This is a genomic window from Streptomyces doebereineriae (assembly GCF_031845645.1).
In the GTDB taxonomy this organism is placed as follows: Bacteria; Actinomycetota; Actinomycetes; order Streptomycetales; family Streptomycetaceae; genus Streptomyces; species Streptomyces canus.
In genome coordinates this window covers 648,823-666,626 of record NZ_JAVREZ010000002.1, presented here as the reverse complement: position 1 = coordinate 666,626, position 17,804 = coordinate 648,823, and the positions used below count along the sequence as shown (strand labels likewise).

General features: G+C 68.8%; 17 protein-coding genes, 1 tRNA gene and 1 pseudogene. 11 read left to right on the top strand and 8 right to left on the bottom strand.

Features of this window, described 5'->3' with window-relative positions; all coding sequences use genetic code 11:
• Window positions 1-66 precede the first annotated feature (66 nt).
• Window positions 67-405: a DUF6344 domain-containing protein gene (locus RNB18_RS08590; RefSeq protein ID WP_311713525.1), complete on the bottom strand. Its 339-nt coding sequence runs from the start codon at window positions 403-405 to the stop codon at window positions 67-69.
• Window positions 406-744: 339 nt separating this feature from the next.
• Between RNB18_RS08590 and RNB18_RS08585 the strand changes: the two genes are divergently transcribed.
• A complete protein-coding gene (locus tag RNB18_RS08585; protein ID WP_003999697.1) occupies window positions 745-873 on the top strand; it encodes a DLW-39 family protein in 129 nt (42 codons plus the stop codon).
• 220 nt (window positions 874-1,093) lie between these two features.
• On the top strand, window positions 1,094-2,488 hold the full coding sequence (locus RNB18_RS08580; RefSeq protein ID WP_394817603.1) for a hypothetical protein: 1,395 nt from the start codon (window positions 1,094-1,096) through the stop codon (window positions 2,486-2,488).
• A 1,969-nt stretch (window positions 2,489-4,457) separates the two neighbouring features.
• Here RNB18_RS08580 and RNB18_RS08575 read toward each other — a convergent pair.
• Window positions 4,458-5,358: pseudogene (locus RNB18_RS08575) on the bottom strand (serine/threonine-protein kinase); the annotation flags it as partial.
• Between the two features lie 238 nt (window positions 5,359-5,596).
• Window positions 5,597-6,145 (bottom strand): helix-turn-helix domain-containing protein, encoded by a 549-nt coding sequence (locus RNB18_RS08570; RefSeq protein ID WP_031036313.1) that lies wholly within the window; start codon window positions 6,143-6,145, stop codon window positions 5,597-5,599.
• A 184-nt stretch (window positions 6,146-6,329) separates the two neighbouring features.
• Here RNB18_RS08570 and RNB18_RS08565 point away from each other — a divergent pair.
• Window positions 6,330-6,402: transfer RNA gene (locus RNB18_RS08565), tRNA-Ala, on the top strand.
• 107 nt (window positions 6,403-6,509) lie between these two features.
• Here RNB18_RS08565 and RNB18_RS08560 read toward each other — a convergent pair.
• Window positions 6,510-7,460, bottom strand: a complete 951-nt coding sequence (locus RNB18_RS08560) for a glycoside hydrolase family 26 protein (protein WP_311713523.1) — start codon at window positions 7,458-7,460, stop codon at window positions 6,510-6,512.
• Between the two features lie 150 nt (window positions 7,461-7,610).
• Window positions 7,611-8,312, bottom strand: coding sequence for a DUF5324 family protein (locus RNB18_RS08555; RefSeq protein WP_311713522.1), 702 nt, complete (start codon window positions 8,310-8,312; stop codon window positions 7,611-7,613).
• Window positions 8,313-8,554: 242 nt separating this feature from the next.
• Here RNB18_RS08555 and RNB18_RS08550 point away from each other — a divergent pair, with 242 nt between their 5' ends.
• Entirely contained in the window at window positions 8,555-9,088 is a 534-nt protein-coding gene (locus RNB18_RS08550; RefSeq protein ID WP_311713521.1) for a peptidylprolyl isomerase, read from the top strand.
• Between the two features lie 104 nt (window positions 9,089-9,192).
• Window positions 9,193-10,077, top strand: coding sequence for a rhomboid family intramembrane serine protease (locus RNB18_RS08545; protein WP_311713520.1), 885 nt, complete (start codon window positions 9,193-9,195; stop codon window positions 10,075-10,077).
• A 243-nt stretch (window positions 10,078-10,320) separates the two neighbouring features.
• Here the strand turns inward: RNB18_RS08545 and crgA are convergent, their stop codons facing one another.
• The gene (gene crgA, locus RNB18_RS08540) at window positions 10,321-10,575 is read right to left on the bottom strand and encodes a cell division protein CrgA (protein ID WP_311713519.1); all 255 of its coding nucleotides are present in this window, start codon (window positions 10,573-10,575) and stop codon (window positions 10,321-10,323) included.
• Window positions 10,576-10,715: 140 nt separating this feature from the next.
• On the opposite strand from crgA, the gene RNB18_RS08535 reads away from it, so the two are divergent.
• The 6 genes from RNB18_RS08535 to RNB18_RS08510 are packed head-to-tail and all read left to right on the top strand — an operon-like array spanning window position 10,716 to window position 14,927.
• Window positions 10,716-11,495 (top strand): DUF881 domain-containing protein, encoded by a 780-nt coding sequence (locus RNB18_RS08535; RefSeq protein ID WP_311713518.1) that lies wholly within the window; start codon window positions 10,716-10,718, stop codon window positions 11,493-11,495.
• Between the two features lie 27 nt (window positions 11,496-11,522).
• Entirely contained in the window at window positions 11,523-12,212 is a 690-nt protein-coding gene (locus tag RNB18_RS08530) for a class E sortase (RefSeq protein ID WP_266562388.1), read from the top strand.
• A 16-nt stretch (window positions 12,213-12,228) separates the two neighbouring features.
• Window positions 12,229-12,426: a hypothetical protein gene (locus RNB18_RS08525; protein WP_311713695.1), complete on the top strand. Its 198-nt coding sequence runs from the start codon at window positions 12,229-12,231 to the stop codon at window positions 12,424-12,426.
• On the top strand, window positions 12,423-13,061 hold the full coding sequence (locus RNB18_RS08520) for an aminodeoxychorismate/anthranilate synthase component II (protein ID WP_311713517.1): 639 nt from the start codon (window positions 12,423-12,425) through the stop codon (window positions 13,059-13,061). Before RNB18_RS08525 ends, RNB18_RS08520 begins: the two co-directional genes overlap by 4 nt.
• Window positions 13,058-14,176: a class E sortase gene (locus RNB18_RS08515; protein ID WP_311713516.1), complete on the top strand. Its 1,119-nt coding sequence runs from the start codon at window positions 13,058-13,060 to the stop codon at window positions 14,174-14,176. Before RNB18_RS08520 ends, RNB18_RS08515 begins: the two co-directional genes overlap by 4 nt.
• A gap of 13 nt (window positions 14,177-14,189) precedes the next feature.
• Window positions 14,190-14,927, top strand: coding sequence for a class E sortase (locus tag RNB18_RS08510; RefSeq protein ID WP_311713515.1), 738 nt, complete (start codon window positions 14,190-14,192; stop codon window positions 14,925-14,927).
• Window positions 14,928-14,992: 65 nt separating this feature from the next.
• Here the strand turns inward: RNB18_RS08510 and RNB18_RS08505 are convergent, their stop codons facing one another.
• A complete protein-coding gene (locus RNB18_RS08505; RefSeq protein WP_311713514.1) occupies window positions 14,993-15,463 on the bottom strand; it encodes a DUF2034 domain-containing protein in 471 nt (156 codons plus the stop codon).
• Between the two features lie 322 nt (window positions 15,464-15,785).
• Window positions 15,786-17,768: a Stk1 family PASTA domain-containing Ser/Thr kinase gene (pknB, locus tag RNB18_RS08500; RefSeq protein ID WP_311713513.1), complete on the bottom strand. Its 1,983-nt coding sequence runs from the start codon at window positions 17,766-17,768 to the stop codon at window positions 15,786-15,788.
• Between the last annotated feature and the right edge of the window lie 36 nt (window positions 17,769-17,804).

The window sequence follows — 17,804 nt, the reverse complement described above, 5'->3', positions numbered from 1 at the left end:
GCGTCTTTGATACGTATTCAATGGGTATTCAATGCGTTTAGGCGTTTCTCGGGTGCCGCAGTGGCATCAGGCACAGTCTGCTGCAGCGGGTTGGGCTGTGTCGGCTTCCGCGGCGGCGGCGGCCGTGTCGGTGTCGGCGAGGGAGCGGGGGCGGCAGCTGGGGGTCTTGCCGTGGGCCTCGGCCCGGATGCGCTGCTTCATCGTGGGGGGCAGCGATCTGACGTAGGACCAGAGGCCGTGGGACATCGCCAGGGGCTCCGGGTGTGCGACGGCGCTGTTGCGGGCCGGCTGGGTCTGCGGTACGGCAGCGGCGGCGGTCGTCGTGATGAGTCCGAGCGCCGTGAACAGCGCGAGGAAGGCGGTGACGACGACGGTCCACAGCTTCATGACCTTGTTCCGGGCCATGGTCCCTCACTTTCGGGTCGGTCGATTTGCGTACTTTCCTCATGATGTGTATGGGCGTCGCGAAAGCACGGACCCGAGGTCGTGGCGCGTCGATCTTCAGATGAACAGCACACGAATGGGTGCATAGAAGGAGAAAAATAGGAGAACCTGGGCGATACGGTCTTAAGTGACCGTTCGTGGAGGTGTGATCACCCTCTGATCGGAGGTCCCTGTTCCGCTTCTACTGGGCCGCTCGCGACGGGAGTTGAGGCCCCGGACACAGGTCACCGATCGGTATCGGTCGGTGTGTATAGTCGGGCGCCAGAGGTCCCCTACGTCAAGGAAAGACGAGGTCGCGCGGTGAAGAAGCTTCTCCTGGTCGCACTGGCCGCCATCGGCGGGCTCCTCGTGTACCGCCAGATCCAGGCGGATCGCGCCGAGCAGGATCTGTGGACGGAGGCGACTGACTCCGTGCCCACGGGTTCGTGAGTACCGAGATCCGATTCTGAACAGACCCCGGCCGTTGTTGCGGTCGGGGTTTTGTGTTGCCCGGGACCGGCGGCCGGGGGTTTCGGACGGTCGTACGGATTGCGAGGGTGGGTGGCGGCCCCGCGGGGCAGGATGGGCCACGGCCGGCCGCACAGGTGGTCGTGTCGCATCGATGACGTTCGTGGGAGCTCGGGGCGCGGGCACGGAGGGGTGGCGCGGGATGGGGCGGCGTACGGCGTGGTGGCGGGTGGCCGTCGTGGGGATCGTGCTGGGGACGGTGGCAGGTGCGCCGGGGTCTCCTGGCTTCGCCGCTTCCGCCTCGCCCTCCACGTCTCCTCCCGCCTCTCCGTCCACCCTCGCTTCTCCTTCTGCCTCCGCCTCTCGTTCTTCCTCTGCTACGACCTCCTCGTACGCCTTCGCCGAAGACGCCCTGTCGGTCACCGGGGCGGCGGACACCGCCGACGCCGACATCCTTGAACCCGGCACGACGTACCGGAGTTCGCTGCCGAGTGACGGCAAGGTCTACTACCGCCTCCAACTCGACGGCACGTCGACCGTGTACGTCGCCGCGACGGCCGTACCCCCGACGGACGTGGCGGTCACCCCCACCGAAGGCGTCAGGGTGTCCGTGCAGGACGCCGACGGCCGTTCCTGCTCCGCGGCGGACACCGCCAGCATCGGCGCCGGCCGCAGCCCGCGTCCCCTCACCGTGTGGGGCGCTCGTCAGCTCTCGCCGAGCCGGTCGCTGTGCCAGGGCGCCGGTACGTACTACGTCGTCGTCCAGCGGGTGCTGCGCACCGAGTCCTCGCCGGGCGACTGGGACCTGGAGCTCGCGCCCGTGCTGGAACCGCGGTTGCGGAAGGCCGGCTCGACCAGCGCGCCCGAGGCCTGGGACTCGGCCACACCCTCGCCTCCCTCCGGTGCTGCCGTGCGGGTGCGGGGCGGCGGGGGATTCGGCTCGGCGACCGCGCTGGAGCAGGGGGTCTGGCGCGACGACGTAAGGCCCGGGCAGACGCTGTTCTACGAAGTGCCGGTCGACTGGGGACAGCAGGTGTACGCCACTGCCGATCTGAGCAGTTCGAGCGGCGGCGGGGCGGGTGGGGGTTTCGTGCCGGGGGGCGTGAATCTGGCGCTGTACAACCCCGTGCGCGGACTCGTCGACGCCACAAGCATCAGTTACAACGGCAGCCAGAAGGCGGGTGCTCTTGCTGCCCTGCCGCCGGTCGGGTACGACAACCGGTACGCCGTTTCCGACCGGGTGAACGGGATGCGGTTCGCCGGGGCCTACTACCTCGTCGTGCATCTCGCCGCGCGGGTGGGCGAGGAAGTCGGCGACGGGCCGTTCGGACTGGTGCTGCGTGTGCGGGTGACGGGGGAGGCGACGGTCGGGCCCGGCTACGCGGGACAGTCCGAGCCGTCGGGAATCTTCCAGGTGGGGCTACTCGGGCGGGGCTCTGGGGCGGCGGGCCAGGCGGACTCGAGCGACGGCGGTGGGGGCGGCGGTGATGCCGGAATGAAGCTGGTGGCCGTCGGGGGCCTCGGGGCGGGGACCGTGGTGTTGGTGGTGCTCGGGGTGTGGGTTGTGGTGGGGCGGCGGAGGGCTGCCGGGGTGTAGGGGGCGGGGTGGGGCCGTGGGGCCCGCCTGCGTTTGGCTTGTGCTGCGGGATGCGGGCTGCGGCCTGGGGGCATGTGAGGCCTGCGGGCTGTGGGCCTGGGGATGCAGGGCTCGTGGGGTGCTGGGGGCCTTGGGAATACCGGGGCAGGGGATCACAGGGCCCTTCGGGACTGCGTGTGGCTGCCCTGCCGCCGGTCGATGCCTGCGTGAGATTTCGGGGCGCGGGTGCGTCAGGACTGAGGCTGCGTCGGGGGCTACGGCTGAGTCACCCCTGAGGGTGGTGCAGGACTGCCGGTGCTTCAGGGCCGCGGGGCTCTCCGCGGCGCGGGCGCTTGGGATTGCGGTCTGTCCGAGGTGCCGGGTCCTCAGATCTGGGTGAGTGCCCAGAACCCCACGGCGTAGCAGGCCAGGGCCAGGAGCAGGAGGGGGATCGCCACCTTTGCGGGTGGGCCGCTGCGGCGTGCTCGCGAAAGTGACGGGGCGGGGGGTGGAACCTGCGGGCTCTGAGCGGTGTACGAAGCAGTAGAGGTATCAGCGTGGGGCTGGTGCGGGAATGGTGTCGGGGCCTGCGTGGGGAACCGTGGGGCGTGGGGTTGGGGGGAGGGCAGGACATGAGTCGGGGGTGTGGGGTCGTGGGGGGAGATGTAGGCGGAGTGGGTCGGGGCAGGCCGGTATGGCTGTCCCTGGGCCTGTGGGTGGTGGTGATGCGGCTGTACCTGGTGCTCCGGTGGGGTGGAGGACTGGGAGCGGGAGTCCGCGGGCCGGGGTGGTGGCAGATGGAAGCTGCCGGTGTCCGACACCGAGGGTGGCCGGGTGGGGGCGGGTGCTGTGTGGTGCACGGGCCAGGGCGTTTCGGAGCCCGTTCCGGGGGCGGGGCTCGGGAAGGGCGTGTTGTCGGTGCCACCCGTGCCGGCGTTGGGGTGAGCGGCTGGGGCGTCGGTGCCTGGGGAGGGCGGAGGGCCCGCCTCGCCGGCCCAGGAGGGCGGGTTGGCTCGTTCGGGCCATGGCGCCGGGTTCGATTCCCGGGGCCAGGACGTCGGGTTCGCCTCACCGGGCCAGGGCGGCGTGCTTCCTTCGTCTGGCCGAGATACGGGACTGCCCTCCCGGGAACGCCGGGCAGCGTGGCTGCCTTCGCTGAGCCAGGGCGTGGCGCTTCTTTCGCCGGGCCGGGGGGATTCGCCTCCCTCGCTGGGTCGGGCCGCTTGGTTGCCGTCGCTGGGCCAGGGTGCGGCGCTACTTTGGCCGAGCCAGTGCGACTCGCTGTCCTCACCGGGCCGGGAAACAGGCCTGTTCGTCTCACCGGGCCGGTGCACAGCGTCGTTCTCCTCGCCGTGCAAATAAGGAGCGCCCTTCGGCCCGCCTCGCTGGTTGGCCGCGTCGCTTGCCTCGCTAGGGCGGGGAGGTATTCCACTTTCTTCGCCGTGCCAAGAGGGCGCCCCACCTGGCACTCCGGGCTGGGAGGACCACCCGTCGCCTTCGCCGGGCCGGTACGGGGTCCCGCTCGCTTCTCCGGGCTGGGAGGGTGCCGGCCCATTGCCTTCGCCGGGCCGGTAGGGGGCTCCGTCCGCTTCTCCGGGCTCGGAGCCCACCTCAGAGCCCACCCCGTTTCCCTCGCCGAACCAGGAGGACGCTCCGCCGCCCCCATTGACCGCACCGGGGCGAGACGTCTCGCTGGGGCCCTGGCCCGGCCAGGAAGACGCCCCGTCCGCCTCACTGGCCGCACCGGACCCAACACCGGCGCCCGGGCCGGCTCCCGACCCGACGCCAGCGCTGGGTCCAGCAGAAGCACCGGAGCCGACACCGGCACCCGGTCCAGTACCGGCCCCACGCCAGTCAGCCGCCCCGTCTCCTCCGCCGACGGCAAAAGCCCCCGCGCTTCCTCCGTCCCCAAAAGACCCCCCGCTTCCGTCACCGGTCCCGAAGCGCGGATCTCCCCCCGCCCCGGAGATTCCGTTCCGCGTCCTGTTCGGGTCCACGCCCGGGGCTCGCTTGAGGGGGCCTTCCGGGCCGAACCCCGGAGGCAGGGGGCCGAGTTGATCGAAGATTTCGATGGACTCGTCGTCCGGGCCGGGCTCCGGGAGGAGTTCCCTGGCGGCTGCGAGGGCTTTGCGGGCCCCCGTGGCCGTGCGGAAGCGGGCCTGGGGATCCGGCTGGAGGAGCGAGGCCACGACCTGCCAGAGCGGTTCGGGGACGCTCTGGGGCGCTCCGGGGGTGCCGTGGGCGGCGAAGTACTGGATGAGTGCCTTGGCGTCGGGCTTGGCGCCCTCCAGGAGGTACAGCGCGACCAGGCCGACGGCGAACAGGTCGGCGGGGAAGTCCGGTTCCGCGCCCATCATCTGCTCGGGGGCGAGATAGCCGGGCGTGCCCACGACGAGGTTGGTCTCGGTCAGGCGCGGTTCGCCCAGCCGCATGGCGATACCGAAGTCGGACAGCCGCAGCCGCGGGCGGGCGGTGCCGGTGGCCTCGAGCAGGATGTTGGCGGGCTTGATGTCGCGGTGCACGACGCCTTCCGCGTGCACCGCGGCCAGCCCCGCGAGGAGTTGGTCGAGCAGGGTGCAGACGAAGACCGGTGGCAGGGGGCCGTAGTCCCCGACCAGATGGACCAGCGAGCCGCCGGCGACCAGGTCCATCGTGAACAGGACCTTGTCGTCGTCGGCGGCCCAGCTGGCGGGCGCGAGGACATGGGGGTGATCGATCCGCAGGGCCTGTTCGCGGACGAAGCGCAGCAGGGAGTGCGCGTCGCTCTGCAGCAGGACCTTGGCGGCCACATAGCGGCGGCGCCGGTGGTCCCAGGCACGCCAGACGGCGCCGACGCCTCCGCGTCCGATCGGATCGGCCAGCTCGTACCGGCCGGCGAACACCTCACCCATGACTGCGCGTCGCTCCTCCCCCTGCGGTTACCCCCCTTGCTTCCCCCTCGATGAGCGATACGACCCCTCGTGGCCTCCCGGATGAGAGATACGGCCCCGTGTTCCTCGTCTCCTCGGCGGCTGACACACCCCCGTGTGTCAGCCCCCGGTGAGAAGCGCGACCCCCCGCGCTCCTCCGTGCTGCCTGCACAGCCCCCGGCCCGGCCGCCGAACCCCCTTCGGCTACCGGGCGGACGGCTCAGTTCTGGTGGGACTGGTAGTGCGTGACCGCGTCGGAGGTGCGGCCCGCGCCGTAGACCCGGAGGAACTCTGCCAGTTCCGGGTGGGTCGGGGCGAGGGTGTCCGCCGCGTCGATGATGTCTCCGGCGGCGGCCACCGAGCGCAGCAGCGACTGGATCTCGCGGACGACCCGCTTGACCGTCGGCGCTCCCGAACTGCTCGTCGTGGTCGTGGTGTTGCTGAGCACCGAGCCCCCCTGCGACTTCTTGATCTCGTCCATGCGCTCGGTCGCCTCGGCCGCGCTCACGCTGCCGTCCGCGACCTGCCCCGCCAGGTCCTGCAGCAGCTGTACCCGCTGGACCACGGCGGGATTGCCGATCTTCGCCCGCTGACCGCTCATCAGCTGAGACAGCATCGGAGCCGACAGCCCCAGTACCCCCGCCAGACGAGCCTGGTTGAGACCGAGGTCGTCTATGAGCTTACGGAAGAGCGCCCCCAGCGGCTCCCCATACCAGTTCCGCTGCAGTTCCCGCGCTCTTGCGGTCGCTTCCTGCTGTGCGGCGTCCATGTGCGTCTCCCCATCGCTTCCCCAAAAATCCGTGGTTCGCGACAGCGAACCACGCCGAGCATCTTACGGAGAGTGGTCGTTCGCGGGGACCCCCAATCCTTTTGCGGAATACTGGGGGTGACCCGGTACTCTGGTCTGCGGCGCCCACCGGTACGTGGTTCTTCCGGCGGACGTTTCTCTTCCCGGGGCCTTAGCTCAGTTGGTAGAGCGCTGTCTTTGCATGGCAGATGTCAGGGGTTCGACTCCCCTAGGCTCCACTTCAGAAAACCCCTCCGACCTGCGGATACGCGGGCGGAGGGGTTTCTCGTGTGCGGGGGTGGGAGCCGGTTCGCCCGGCGGGCCGGCGGGGACACACCACACCGGCCTACTTCATCAGCGAGCGGTAGACCGCCGACGACCTCGGATGGGCTCGGCACCCCCACACGCCGTGCGGGCAGTAGTCGGTGATGGCCTGGTAGAGGGGGCGCTCCCGGGCGAACCAGGTGAGCATGCCGTACATGTACACCGGGTTGTCGCCGTTCTCGTACAGACCCCACTCCTGGTACGAGAACGGTTTGCCGTGGGCGCGGGCGAAGCGGACATGGGCGCGCAGGCCGTACGGCTCGTTCACCTGGTCGGTGAAGCGCAGGCCGCGCGGGGCGTCGTAGGCGTCCATGCCGATGATGTCGACGACCTCGTCGCCCGGATAGCAGCGCGGCCACGGGATCGCGTCGAGGCCGCGGTTGGGCGTGAACTCGAAGCGGAAGCGCTGACCGGGTACCGAGCGCATCACGCGCACGATCCTCGTCCAGTACGCCTTCCACGCCGCCGGGTCCGGGCCGCAGCGGTGGGTGTAGGTGGTGCCGTTCATCTCCCAGCCGAGCACGACGATCGTGTCCGGGACGCCGAGAGCCGTCAGCCGGCGGGCCAGGGTGCGGAAGTGACCGTCGTACTCGCCGGCCGCCCCGCGCCGCAGCTCGGTGCGGACCGTGCTGTCGGGGAGATCGGCCTCGGTGCGTTCCAGCATCGGCACGTCGAGGACGAGCATCCGCCGCGGGTCGGCCCGCCGCCATGACGCCCAGGACTCCAGAAAGCCCGGCGCGCCCTCGATGTTGCTCCAGCGGTCGCCGGGCAGATACACGTGCCCGACCCGGGGCACGGGCCCGCCGAGCCAGGCGCCGAGTTCGCCGAGACGGCCCACGTCGGCGGGCTCGTAGCCGACGTACGCGCCGTACGCGGAAGCCGTCGAGGGCTCGGGGGCGCGAGCGGTGCAGGCCGAAGCCAGGAGCAGCAGTACGGCGGCCAGGGCGGCCGGCCCACGGCACGAGGGCTTCATCAGGGCGGCGGTCCATCCGGTGCGGAGACGTGTCCCTGCGAACTGTGGCGCACGGGGGCCCTGCCGCACCGGTCGAGTCACACCGTCGGGTGAACACGACGGTGGGGCGGAAAACTTCCGCCCCACCACTGGTACACGCCGGTATCGGCGTCAGCGCCCTTCGTCGTGCTTCGCGGCGTCCTCCTCGGCCTCCTTCGCCTGGACCTCCGGGTCCAGGACCGACTGGCCGCTGCCGTCCACGGACGTCAGACGGCCCGTCTCGGGCACCTCGGTCGCGGCCGGCGGCTCGACCAGCCAGTCGGGGTTGGCCTGCTTGTCCCACCACTTCCAGGCGGCGAAGGCGCCACCCGCCACGAGACCCGCGACCGCCAGCGCCTTGGCAAGGCGTCCTGCACGGGCCCGCCGCTCATGCTTGCGGACCAGCTTCTGGACCTCCTTCGGCGTGATCTGACCGCGCAGAGCGGCCAGTGCGGCCGCGCTCCGGGCCGTGGCCTCATCACGGACCGGACCGGCCGCGGCGACGGCCTGCTCGATCCTCGGACGGGAGTAGTCGGCGGCCTGACGGGCCGCCTTGCGGGTGCGTACGGCAGCCTCGTGGGCCGCCTGGTCGACCTTCGGCGGAACATGCGTACGGGCCTGCTCCAGGCGCGGCGCGACATGAGCGCCGTACTGGACACGCGCCTGCTCGGCCGCCTGCGAGACCTTCGGCGCGAGCCGTACGCGTGCCTCCGTCGCGTAGTGCGAGGCCTTGTCCTTGGCCGTGTCGGCGTAGGGCGCCACCACTTCCGCGGCGTGCAGCACGCTGTCCTTCGCCGAGCCGGTCGCGGCGCGCACGCTGTCGATGCGGGTCACGGGATCCTCCTCCTCGGTGGCGTACGGTATTTCGACTTTCCACCCTTTTACGGATCATGCCTGCCGGAGTGCAGCCCGGCACCTGTGGGCGGGCATCCGGATCAATAACGGATGAATATGTGGCAACAGGAGCTTGTCGACGACAATGCCACGGATCGCTGCTCCGCGCCCCTGCCCGGACCCTCCTCGGCCGGATCCGTGCGAGGATCGGTCGGGCAAAAGAAGACAACGGAAGGCAGATCGTGGCCGAGCAGCTTTACGCCACCCTGAAGACCAACCACGGCGACATCGAAGTCCGGCTCCTGCCGAACCACGCCCCGAAGACGGTCAGGAACTTCGTCGAACTCGCCCAGGGCGAGCGCGAGTGGACGCACCCGGGCACCGGGGAGAAGTCCACCAAGAGGCTCTACGACGGCACGATCTTCCACCGCGTCATCAGCGGCTTCATGATCCAGGGCGGCGACCCGCTGGGTACCGGCATCGGCGGCCCGGGCTACGAGTTCGAGGACGAGTTCCACCCGGACCTCGGCTTCAACAAGCCCTACCTGCTCGCCATGGCCAACGCGGGCCCCGGCACCAACGGCTCGCAGTTCTTCATCACCGTCTCCCCGACGGCCTGGCTGAACCGCAAGCACACCATCTTCGGCGAGGTCACGGACGCGGCCAGCCAGAAGGTCGTGGACGCCATCGCCGGCGTCAAGATCACCCGCCCCAACGACCGGCCGGTGAACGACGTCGTCATCGAGCAGGTCGTCGTGGAGACCCGCCAGGGCTGAGCCCCGGGCGACACCGCGAAGGGAACCAAACGCCCCGCTCAACCGTAAGGATGAGCGGGGCGGTGCATGTGGGCACGACGACTCAGGGCGACTTAGGGGATGGCATGAATCAGGAGGCGGGCAGCACACCGGAGGCCCAGAACCTGCCTGGCTGCTACCGGCACCCGGACCGTGAGACCGGCATCCGCTGCACCCGCTGCGAGCGCCCGATCTGCCCCGAGTGCATGGTCAGCGCCTCCGTCGGCTTCCATTGCCCCGAGTGCGTGCGCGACGGGGGCGGCGGCGGACCGGCTCCGGCCGCGGCGAGGCCCCGCACCCTCGCGGGCGGGACGGTCACGGCCGACCCCCGGCTGCTGACCAAGATCCTGATCGGGATCAACCTCGCGGTGTTCATCGCCATCAGCACCAACGCGTCCCTGGTGGATGACCTCAGCCTTGTCGGCGCCTATCAGCCGCCACCGTTCCTGCTCACCGAGGGAGTCGCGGACGGGCAGTACTACCGCCTGGTGACCTCGATGTTCGTGCACGAACAGATCTGGCACATCGGCTTCAACATGCTGAGCCTGTGGTGGCTCGGCGGCCCGCTCGAAGCGGCCCTGGGCCGCGCGCGTTATCTCGCGGTCTATTTCGTCTCCGGTCTCGCGGGAAGCGCCCTGGCCTATCTGCTGGCCAGTCCGACCACACAGACCTTTGGCGCCTCCGGTGCGATCTTCGGCCTCTTCGGCGCGACCGCGGTCCTGATGCGACGGCTCAACTACGATCTGCGGCCGATCATGGCGCTCCTGGTGATCAACCTGATCTTCACCTTCGGCTGGAGCAGCATCTCCTGGCAGGCCCACATCGGCGGTCTGGTTGCCGGTGTCGTCACGGGGTACGCGATGGTCCACGCCCCACGCGAGCGGCGGTCGCTGGTGCAGTACGGCACCTGCGCGCTGGTCCTGCTGGTCATCGTGGGCATGACGCTGTTCAGGACCGCCCAGCTGACCTGAGCGGGCCCGTTGTCCACAGCGAGTGCCGGATCTTGTGCATACAGTGCGGGAACAGCTGCGCCCCCTGGCGCTGACCTGCATTTGGGCAGGTCAGGCAGGGGGCGAACAAGCTTGCGGAAGCTGGTGCGATGGTCGTACCGGCGTCAACGTCCGATGGGTTATCCACAGATCGTCGTCTTTTCCCCAGGTCCTGTGGAAATTGCTCCAGGCTGTGGATAACTCAGCGGATACCCCTGGGGAGAGCTACTTCCACTGGGTGGAGACGCCGAACCCCGCGGCGATGAAGCCGAAGCCCACCACGATGTTCCAGTTGTCCAGAGCGTCGATGGGGAGCGAGCCGTCCGTCACATAGAAGACGACGATCCAGGCCAGCCCGATGAGGAACATGGCCAGCATCACGGGGGCTACCCACGCGCGGCTGGTCAGCTTGATGGCGGTCGCCTGCTTCGCCGCGGGCGGCGTGTAGTCGGCCTTCTTGCGGATACGTGACTTCGGCACGAGGGTCTCTCCTGTCGATGCGCTGCGTGGCCGCGCAGGTAACTGGTCGGGCTCGGGGCAGCGTACAAGGGGACACTGAGTGCTCCCCCGGGCGTCCGTTAGCGTAGTGCTTCCGTAGCGCCGAAGGAGATAAGGGTACGTTGAGCAATTCTGCCGACTCACCCCAGTCCGGATCCAGTCCTGCCCGCAGGCGGGGTTTCCGGCCGGTGAGGGTGCTCACGGTGGGCGTCTTCGCTCTCGCGGGACTCATTTTCTTCACGAGTTTCAATACGGCCAAGGGCACCAACATCCGCACGGACGCGTCCCTGCTGAAGCTCTCGGACCTCATCCAGGAGCGCAGCCACAACAACGGTGAGCTCGACGAGTCGAACGGCTCGCTGCGCCGGGACGTCGAGGCACTCGCCGAGCGCGACGACGGCAGCACCAAGGCCGAGGACGACAAGCTCGCCGCCCTGGAGGACCGGGCGGGCACCCAGAAAATCAAGGGGAAGGCGGTCACGGTCACGCTCGACGACGCCCCGCCGAACGCCACCGCCAAGCTCCCCGGCTACCCCGAGCCCCAGCCCGACTACCTGGTCATCCACCAGCAGGACCTCCAGGCCGTGGTCAACGCCCTGTGGAAGGGCGGCGCGAAGGGCATCAAGGTCATGGACCAGCGGCTGATCTCCACCAGCGCCGTGCGCTGTGTCGGCAACACCCTGATCCTCCAGGGCCGCGTCTACTCGCCGCCGTACAAGATCCAGGCGGTCGGTGACCCCGGGAAGCTGAAGCAGGCCCTCGCGGACTCCAAGGCGATCCAGAACTACATGGTCTACGTCAATGTCTACGGCCTTGGCTGGAATGTCGCCGACGACGGCACGGTGACTCTTCCCGGCTACTCGGGCACAGTGGATCTGCAGTACGCCAAGCCCGTGGAGTGAGCACGATGTGAGCCCCTGGAGCCGCCGGTGCGTGTCGTCGTCAGGACCGTCAGCGAGCTGTGTATCACCGTCGGCGCCCTGATCGTGCTGTTCGTCGCCTATGTGCTGTTCTGGACCGGTGTGAAGGCCGACACCGTCATGGACGACCAGATCGACCAGTTACAGAACCAGTGGTCCAAGGGGAGCGTGCAGCAGCCGAAGGTGACGGCGGGTGCCACCGCGACTCCGGCCGAGCCGGCGCCGTACCGGAGCGGGCAGCCCTTCGCGATCATGTACATTCCGCGGCTTGGTTTCACGTGGAACAAGCCCGTGCTCGAAGGCACCCGGGTCGGCACCCTGAAGAAGGGCCTCGGCCACTACGCGAACACCGCGCAGCTCGGTCAGCAGGGCAACTTCTCGGTCGCCGGGCACCGGCGCACCTACGGGGATCCGTTCAAGGACTTCCCGAAGCTTCGGCGCGGTGACGCGGTCGTCCTCACCGACGGGACCACCTGGTTCACGTATCGGATCGACAAAGGGCCTTACAAAACAGTGCCCACCGACATTGAGGTGATCGATCCTGTGCCACGTAAATCCGGGTACACGCGGCCTGGCCGCTATCTCACGCTGACCACGTGCGATCCGGAGTGGGGACACAGTCACCGGCTGATCGTCTGGGCACACCTTGACTCCACACAGCCTGTGGAGGACGGCAAGCCTGTTGCCCTGCGCCGTTAGTCTGGTGCGGTACGGCGTGAGTGTGGTGCCGTGGTGCGACGGAAGGGACGGCATGTACGGCTGGATCTGGCGGCATCTGCCGGGGAGCGCATGGGTGAAGGCGTTCCTCTCACTCGTGCTGGTCGTTGCTGTGGTCTACGTCCTGTTCCAGTACGTGTTCCCGTGGGCCGAACCGCTGCTGCCCTTCAACGATGTGACGGTGGACAACCAGTGAGCGCGCGCATTCTCGTCGTCGACAACTACGACAGCTTCGTCTTCAACCTGGTCCAGTACCTCTACCAGCTGGGTGCAGAGTGCGAGGTGCTGCGCAACGACGAGGTGTCGACGGCGCATGCCCAGGACGGCTTCGACGGTGTCCTGCTCTCGCCCGGCCCCGGCACACCGGAGGAGGCCGGGGTCTGCGTCGAGATGGTGCGCCACTGTGCCACGACCGGGGTGCCCGTCTTCGGTGTCTGCCTCGGCATGCAGTCGATGCAGGTGGCGTACGGCGGTGTCGTGGACCGCGCCCCCGAGCTGCTGCACGGCAAGACCTCGCTCGTCGAGCACGAGGGCAGGGGCGTCTTCGCCGGGCTGCCGACGCCGTTCACGGCGACCCGGTACCACTCCCTGGCCGCCGAGCCGGCGACGGTCCCGGCCGAGCTGGAGGTCACCGCGCGGACGCACGACGGGATCGTCATGGGGCTGAGGCACCGTGAACTGCCGGTCGAGGGTGTGCAGTTCCACCCGGAGTCGGTGCTGACGGAGCACGGGCACCTGATGCTGGCCAACTGGCTGGTGGAGTGCGGGGACCAGGGCGCGGTGGCGAGGTCGGTGGGGCTTGCCCCGGTGGTGGGCAGGGCCACGGCGTGACGGCCCTGCGCCCCGAGCGCGAGGACTTGTACGGCGACGCGTCGTACGAGTCCTACGGCGGCGATCCCTACGGCGGGGAGTCCTTCGGCGGTGGTTCCTACGCCGAGAAGCCCTACGCCGAGGAGCCCTACGCCGAGGAGTCTTTGGGCGGGGCGCCTTCGGGCGGGGCGTCGGCGCCGTACGTACCACCGGCCGATGACGAGACGGTGGCGCTGCGGATCCCTGATCCGCCGCCGCCCCCCATATCCGCCTCTGCGGCCTCTTCCGTCACATCCGCCACTGGATCCCCACAGGGCGGCCGTGCGGCCCGCAGAAAGGCCGCCAAGGGCCGTCACGGGCGTCATGGTGGCGGAGCCGCCCCTGAATCGCAGTCCGAGCAGGAGTCGCCGGACGGGAAACCGCTCTCCCGTGTCGAGGCCCGTCGGCAGGCAAAGGCACGCAAACCAGGCGCGGCCGTCGTCGCGAGCCGTGCGCTCGGTGAGGTGTTCATCACCACCGGCGTGCTGATGCTGCTGTTCGTCAGTTACCAGCTGTGGTGGACGAATGTGCGGGCGCACGCGCAGGCGGACAAGGAGGCCAGCAGCCTCCAGAACGACTGGGCGAGCGGCAAGGGCGCGCCGGGCACCTTCGAGCCGGGCCAGGGCTTCGCCCTGCTGCACATCCCCAAGCTGGACGTGGTGGTGCCGATAGCGGAGGGCGTCAGCAACAAGAAGGTCCTCGACAAGGGCATGGTGGGGCACTACAGCGAGGGCGCGCTGAAGACGGCGATGCCCGACGCCAAGACCGGCAACTTCGCCCTCGCCGGGCACCGCAACACCCACGGCGAGCCTTTCCGTTACATCAACAAGCTCTCCCCGGGCGACGCGATCGTCGTCGAGACGCAGGACGACTACTTCGTCTACAAGATGACGTCGACGCTGCCGGTGACGGCTCCGAGCAACACGAGTGTGATCGACCCCATCCCCAAGGGATCCGGTTTCAGCACGGCCGGCCGCTACATCACTCTCACCACCTGCACGCCGGAGTTCACCAGCAAGTACCGGTTGATCGTCTGGGGCAAGATGGTCGAGGAACGGCCGCGCAGCAAGGGCAAGCCGGATGCGCTCGTCCAGTAAGGGCAGATGACTAGTGGCAGCGACCACCGAGCAAGAGCAGAACACCGGTACCCCAGCGCCGCGTCGCCGCGGCACCGGCCGGATCGCCATGGCGGTCAGCGTCTTCGGTGAACTCCTCATCACTGCGGGCCTGGTGCTCGGCCTGTTCGTCGTCTACTCGCTGTGGTGGACGAACGTCGTCGCGGACCGCGCGGCGGACAAACAGGCCGACAAGGTGCGCGACAGCTGGACCGAGCGGACCACCGGCGGTCCCGGTGCGCTGGACACCAAGAACGGCATCGGCTTCCTGCACGTCCCCGCGATGAAGAACGGCGAGGTCCTGGTCGAGAAGGGCACCGCGACGAAGATCCTCAACGACGGCGTCGCCGGCTACTACACCGACCCCGTCAAGGCCACGCTCCCCACCAGCGGCAAGACGGGCAACTTCTCCCTCGCCGCTCACCGCGACGGCCACGGCGCGAAGTTCCACAACATCGACAAGATCAAAAAGGGCGACGCGATCGTCTTCGAGACCAAGGACGAGTGGTACGTCTACAAGACCTACGCCGTTCTCGCCGAGACCTCGAAGTACAACGTCAAGGTCCTCGGCCAGATCCCCAAGGAGTCCGGCAAGAAGAAGGCGGGCCACTACATCACCTTGACGACCTGCACGCCGGTGTACACCTCGCGGTACCGGTATGTGGTGTGGGGTGAGCTGGTCCGCACCGAGAAGGTGGACAGCGAGCGGACGTTGCCGAAGGAACTGACCTAGCATGACGGAGGCCCGAAGCCGCAACTATCTCTTGCGGCTTCGGGCCTCTTTGCGTCGGGCCGTGCCTACTCATCGCCGCCGAGACCGGGATCACCGTCGTACACCGTGGGCTGCTGGAGCAGTGGAGCGCCGGGGAACCGCTGGAAGTCCTTCGCGAACCGCTTGCATTGGACGACGAGGCGTCGTCCATCGGCCGTGAGGCCGCTGACGTCGATACCCCGGTCTTCGTGGCCGCCCTGCACGGTCACGTTGGTGCATCCGTCGCGGCGCAGCAGCCTGGCGATGTGGTGTTCGAACGTGCGGCCGTTCATGGCGTCCATGGCGGCCATGACTCCGACGGTGGGCCGGTCGTCTCGTACGCCTTCGAGTCGTTGAAGGCGGGTGTGGTGCTGGTGGAGACGTCGCTCGATGCGCTGGACTCCTGCCCGCAGGGCGATCAGTTCCTTGCGGTGCTCGCCCGATGTTTCGATCAGGGCGGACAGAGTTATCCACAGGCTGGGTGCGGGCCAGGTACTCCATGTCCAGGAGGTACACACGCACCTGACGTGCGACTTCGCTGTCTCGGAGCAGCATGGCGACGTTGAGGACGGCTCGGCGGGAGAAGATGGCGAGGGATGCGGTGAGTACGTCCGTCCGTTCCAGCACGCCGTCGCGCAGGGTCTTGGATTCCAGCAGTGCCGATTCGTTGATCACGTTCTGCCCTTCGTTTGAGGCGGGGCCTCATGGCCAGGGCAGAGCTTCGTTACCCCACCCCAACGGGCCAACGAGTCGTCACATAGGAAGACGGTCGCCATGACAAAGCCCCGTCGCCCTGTGAGGGGCGTCGGGGCTTGTCTTTGGGCGGGGTTCTCCGGGCGGCTAGCCGTTTCCGCCGTTGAGGAAGCCTCCGCCGTTGTTGCCGCCGTTGTTGCCGCCGACGCTCACGGTGGCCAGGGTGATCTGGGTGCCGCCCGGGTCGTCGACCTCGTCGCCCGCGTTCGGGCTCTGCTGGGCCACGAGCGCGGTGTCGCTCTGGTCGCTGCCGTTCGCGAACTGGATGTTCGTGAAGCCGGCGTTGTTGAGTATCTGCCGGGCCTGGGCGACCGTCTGGCCGACGACGTTCGGGACCTCGGTCTTGTCCTTCGCCTTGCCGATCTGGATGTTGACCGACGAGTTCTTGTCGGCCTGGGTACCGGCCTGCGGCGAGGTCGCGATGACCTTGCCGATCTGGTTGGTGTCGTCGGTCTCCACCTCGGTGCAGTTGCCGACGAGGTTGTTCGCCTGCATCTGTGCCCTGGCGTCGTCACAGGACTGGCCGGTGACATCCGGGACCGTGGACTTCTCCTCGGCCTTGGCGACCTCGAGTGTCACTGTTGAGTCCTTCTCCAGCTCAGTCCCAGGGTCGGGGTTCTGGCTGAGGACTGTGCCCGGGTCCTGGGAAGACTCGGTCGTGGTCGTCTTCACCTCGAAGCCCTTGTCTTGAAGCAGCTTCGTGGCCGCGTCGATGTCCTTGTCGATCACGTTGGGCACAGCCACCTTCGGGGCGCCCGTGGAGACCACCAGGTTCACGGTGGTGTTCTTGTCCACCTCGGTCCCTTGGGCCGGGTCCTGCTCACAGACCTTGCCCGTGCTCTGCTCCTCACACGTCTTCTTGGTGACCGTGCCCAGCTTGAGGTCGCTGTTGGTCAGCAGTTTCTCCGCGTCGGACCGCGACTGGGCGACGAGGTTCGGCACCTTCACGGTGTCGTTGCCCGCACCGCCGCCGCTGAAGATCCACTTGCCGATCAGGATCGCGCCGACGAGCACCAGGATGCCCGCCACCACCAGAAGGATCGTCGAGGTGTTCGACTTCTTCTGGCGGCGCCGGTCGGGACGGTCGTCGTAGCCGAAGCCGCCGTCGTCCGGGCTCATGGGCGGCAGCATGGTGGTGGCGCCCGCGTCGGCGCGCAGGGCCGTGGTCGGCTGGTCGTCCGGGTAGCCGCCGTAGCCCACCGAGCCCATCGCCGCGGTGGCCGCGACCGGCTGGCCGTCGAGGCAGGCTTCGATGTCGGCGCGCATCTCGTCGGCCGACTGGTAGCGGTAGTTCGGGTCCTTGACCAGGGCCCTGAGGACGATGGCGTCCATCTCGGGCGTGATCTCCGGGTCGAAGACCGACGGGGGCTGCGCCTCCTCGCGTACGTGCTGGTACGCGACGGCCACCGGGGAGTCGCCCACGAAGGGCGGCCGGACCGTCAGCAGTTCGTAGAGGAGACAGCCGGTGGAGTAGAGGTCCGACCTCGCGTCGACCTGTTCGCCCTTCGCCTGCTCGGGCGAGAGGTACTGCGCGGTGCCGATGACCGCGGAGGTCTGGGTCATCGTCATGCCGGAGTCGCCCATGGCGCGGGCGATGCCGAAGTCCATGACCTTGACCTGGCCGTTGCGCGTGAGCATCACGTTCGCCGGCTTGATGTCCCGGTGGACGATGCCGCTGCGGTGGGAGTACTCCAGTGCCTGGAGGATCCCGATGGTCATCTCCAGGGAGCGCTCCGGCAGCAGCTTGCGGCCGGAGTGCAGCAGCTCGCGCAGCGTTGAGCCGTCGACGTACTCCATGACGATGTACGGGATCGAGACCCCGTCGATGTAGTCCTCGCCCGTGTCGTAGACCGCCACGATCGCGGGATGGTTGAGCGAGGCGGCCGACTGGGCCTCCCGGCGGAACCGGGCCTGGAAGGACGGATCGCGCGCGAGGTCCGCGCGCAGCGTCTTCACCGCCACCGTGCGGCCGAGGCGCGTGTCCATGGCGAGGTAGACCTCCGCCATGCCACCACGGCCGAGCACCTGGCCCAGCTCGTACCGGCCGCCGAGGCGACGCGGCTCTTCCATAGCTTCCTACCAGCCCTCTCCGTCGGTCCCGACCGG

What these genes read in the sequence shown, in the direction of transcription:
- RNB18_RS08590 (WP_311713525.1), bottom strand. Translation starts at nt 405, where the DNA reads ATGGCCCGGAACAAGGTCATGAAGCTGTGGACCGTCGTCGTCACCGCC.
- RNB18_RS08580 (WP_394817603.1), top strand. Translation starts at nt 1,094, where the DNA reads ATGGGGCGGCGTACGGCGTGGTGGCGGGTGGCCGTCGTGGGGATCGTG.
- RNB18_RS08570 (WP_031036313.1), bottom strand. Translation starts at nt 6,145, where the DNA reads ATGGACGCCGCACAGCAGGAAGCGACCGCAAGAGCGCGGGAACTGCAG.
- RNB18_RS08560 (WP_311713523.1), bottom strand. Translation starts at nt 7,460, where the DNA reads ATGAAGCCCTCGTGCCGTGGGCCGGCCGCCCTGGCCGCCGTACTGCTG.
- RNB18_RS08545 (WP_311713520.1), top strand. Translation starts at nt 9,193, where the DNA reads ATGAATCAGGAGGCGGGCAGCACACCGGAGGCCCAGAACCTGCCTGGC.
- pknB (WP_311713513.1), bottom strand. Translation starts at nt 17,768, where the DNA reads ATGGAAGAGCCGCGTCGCCTCGGCGGCCGGTACGAGCTGGGCCAGGTG.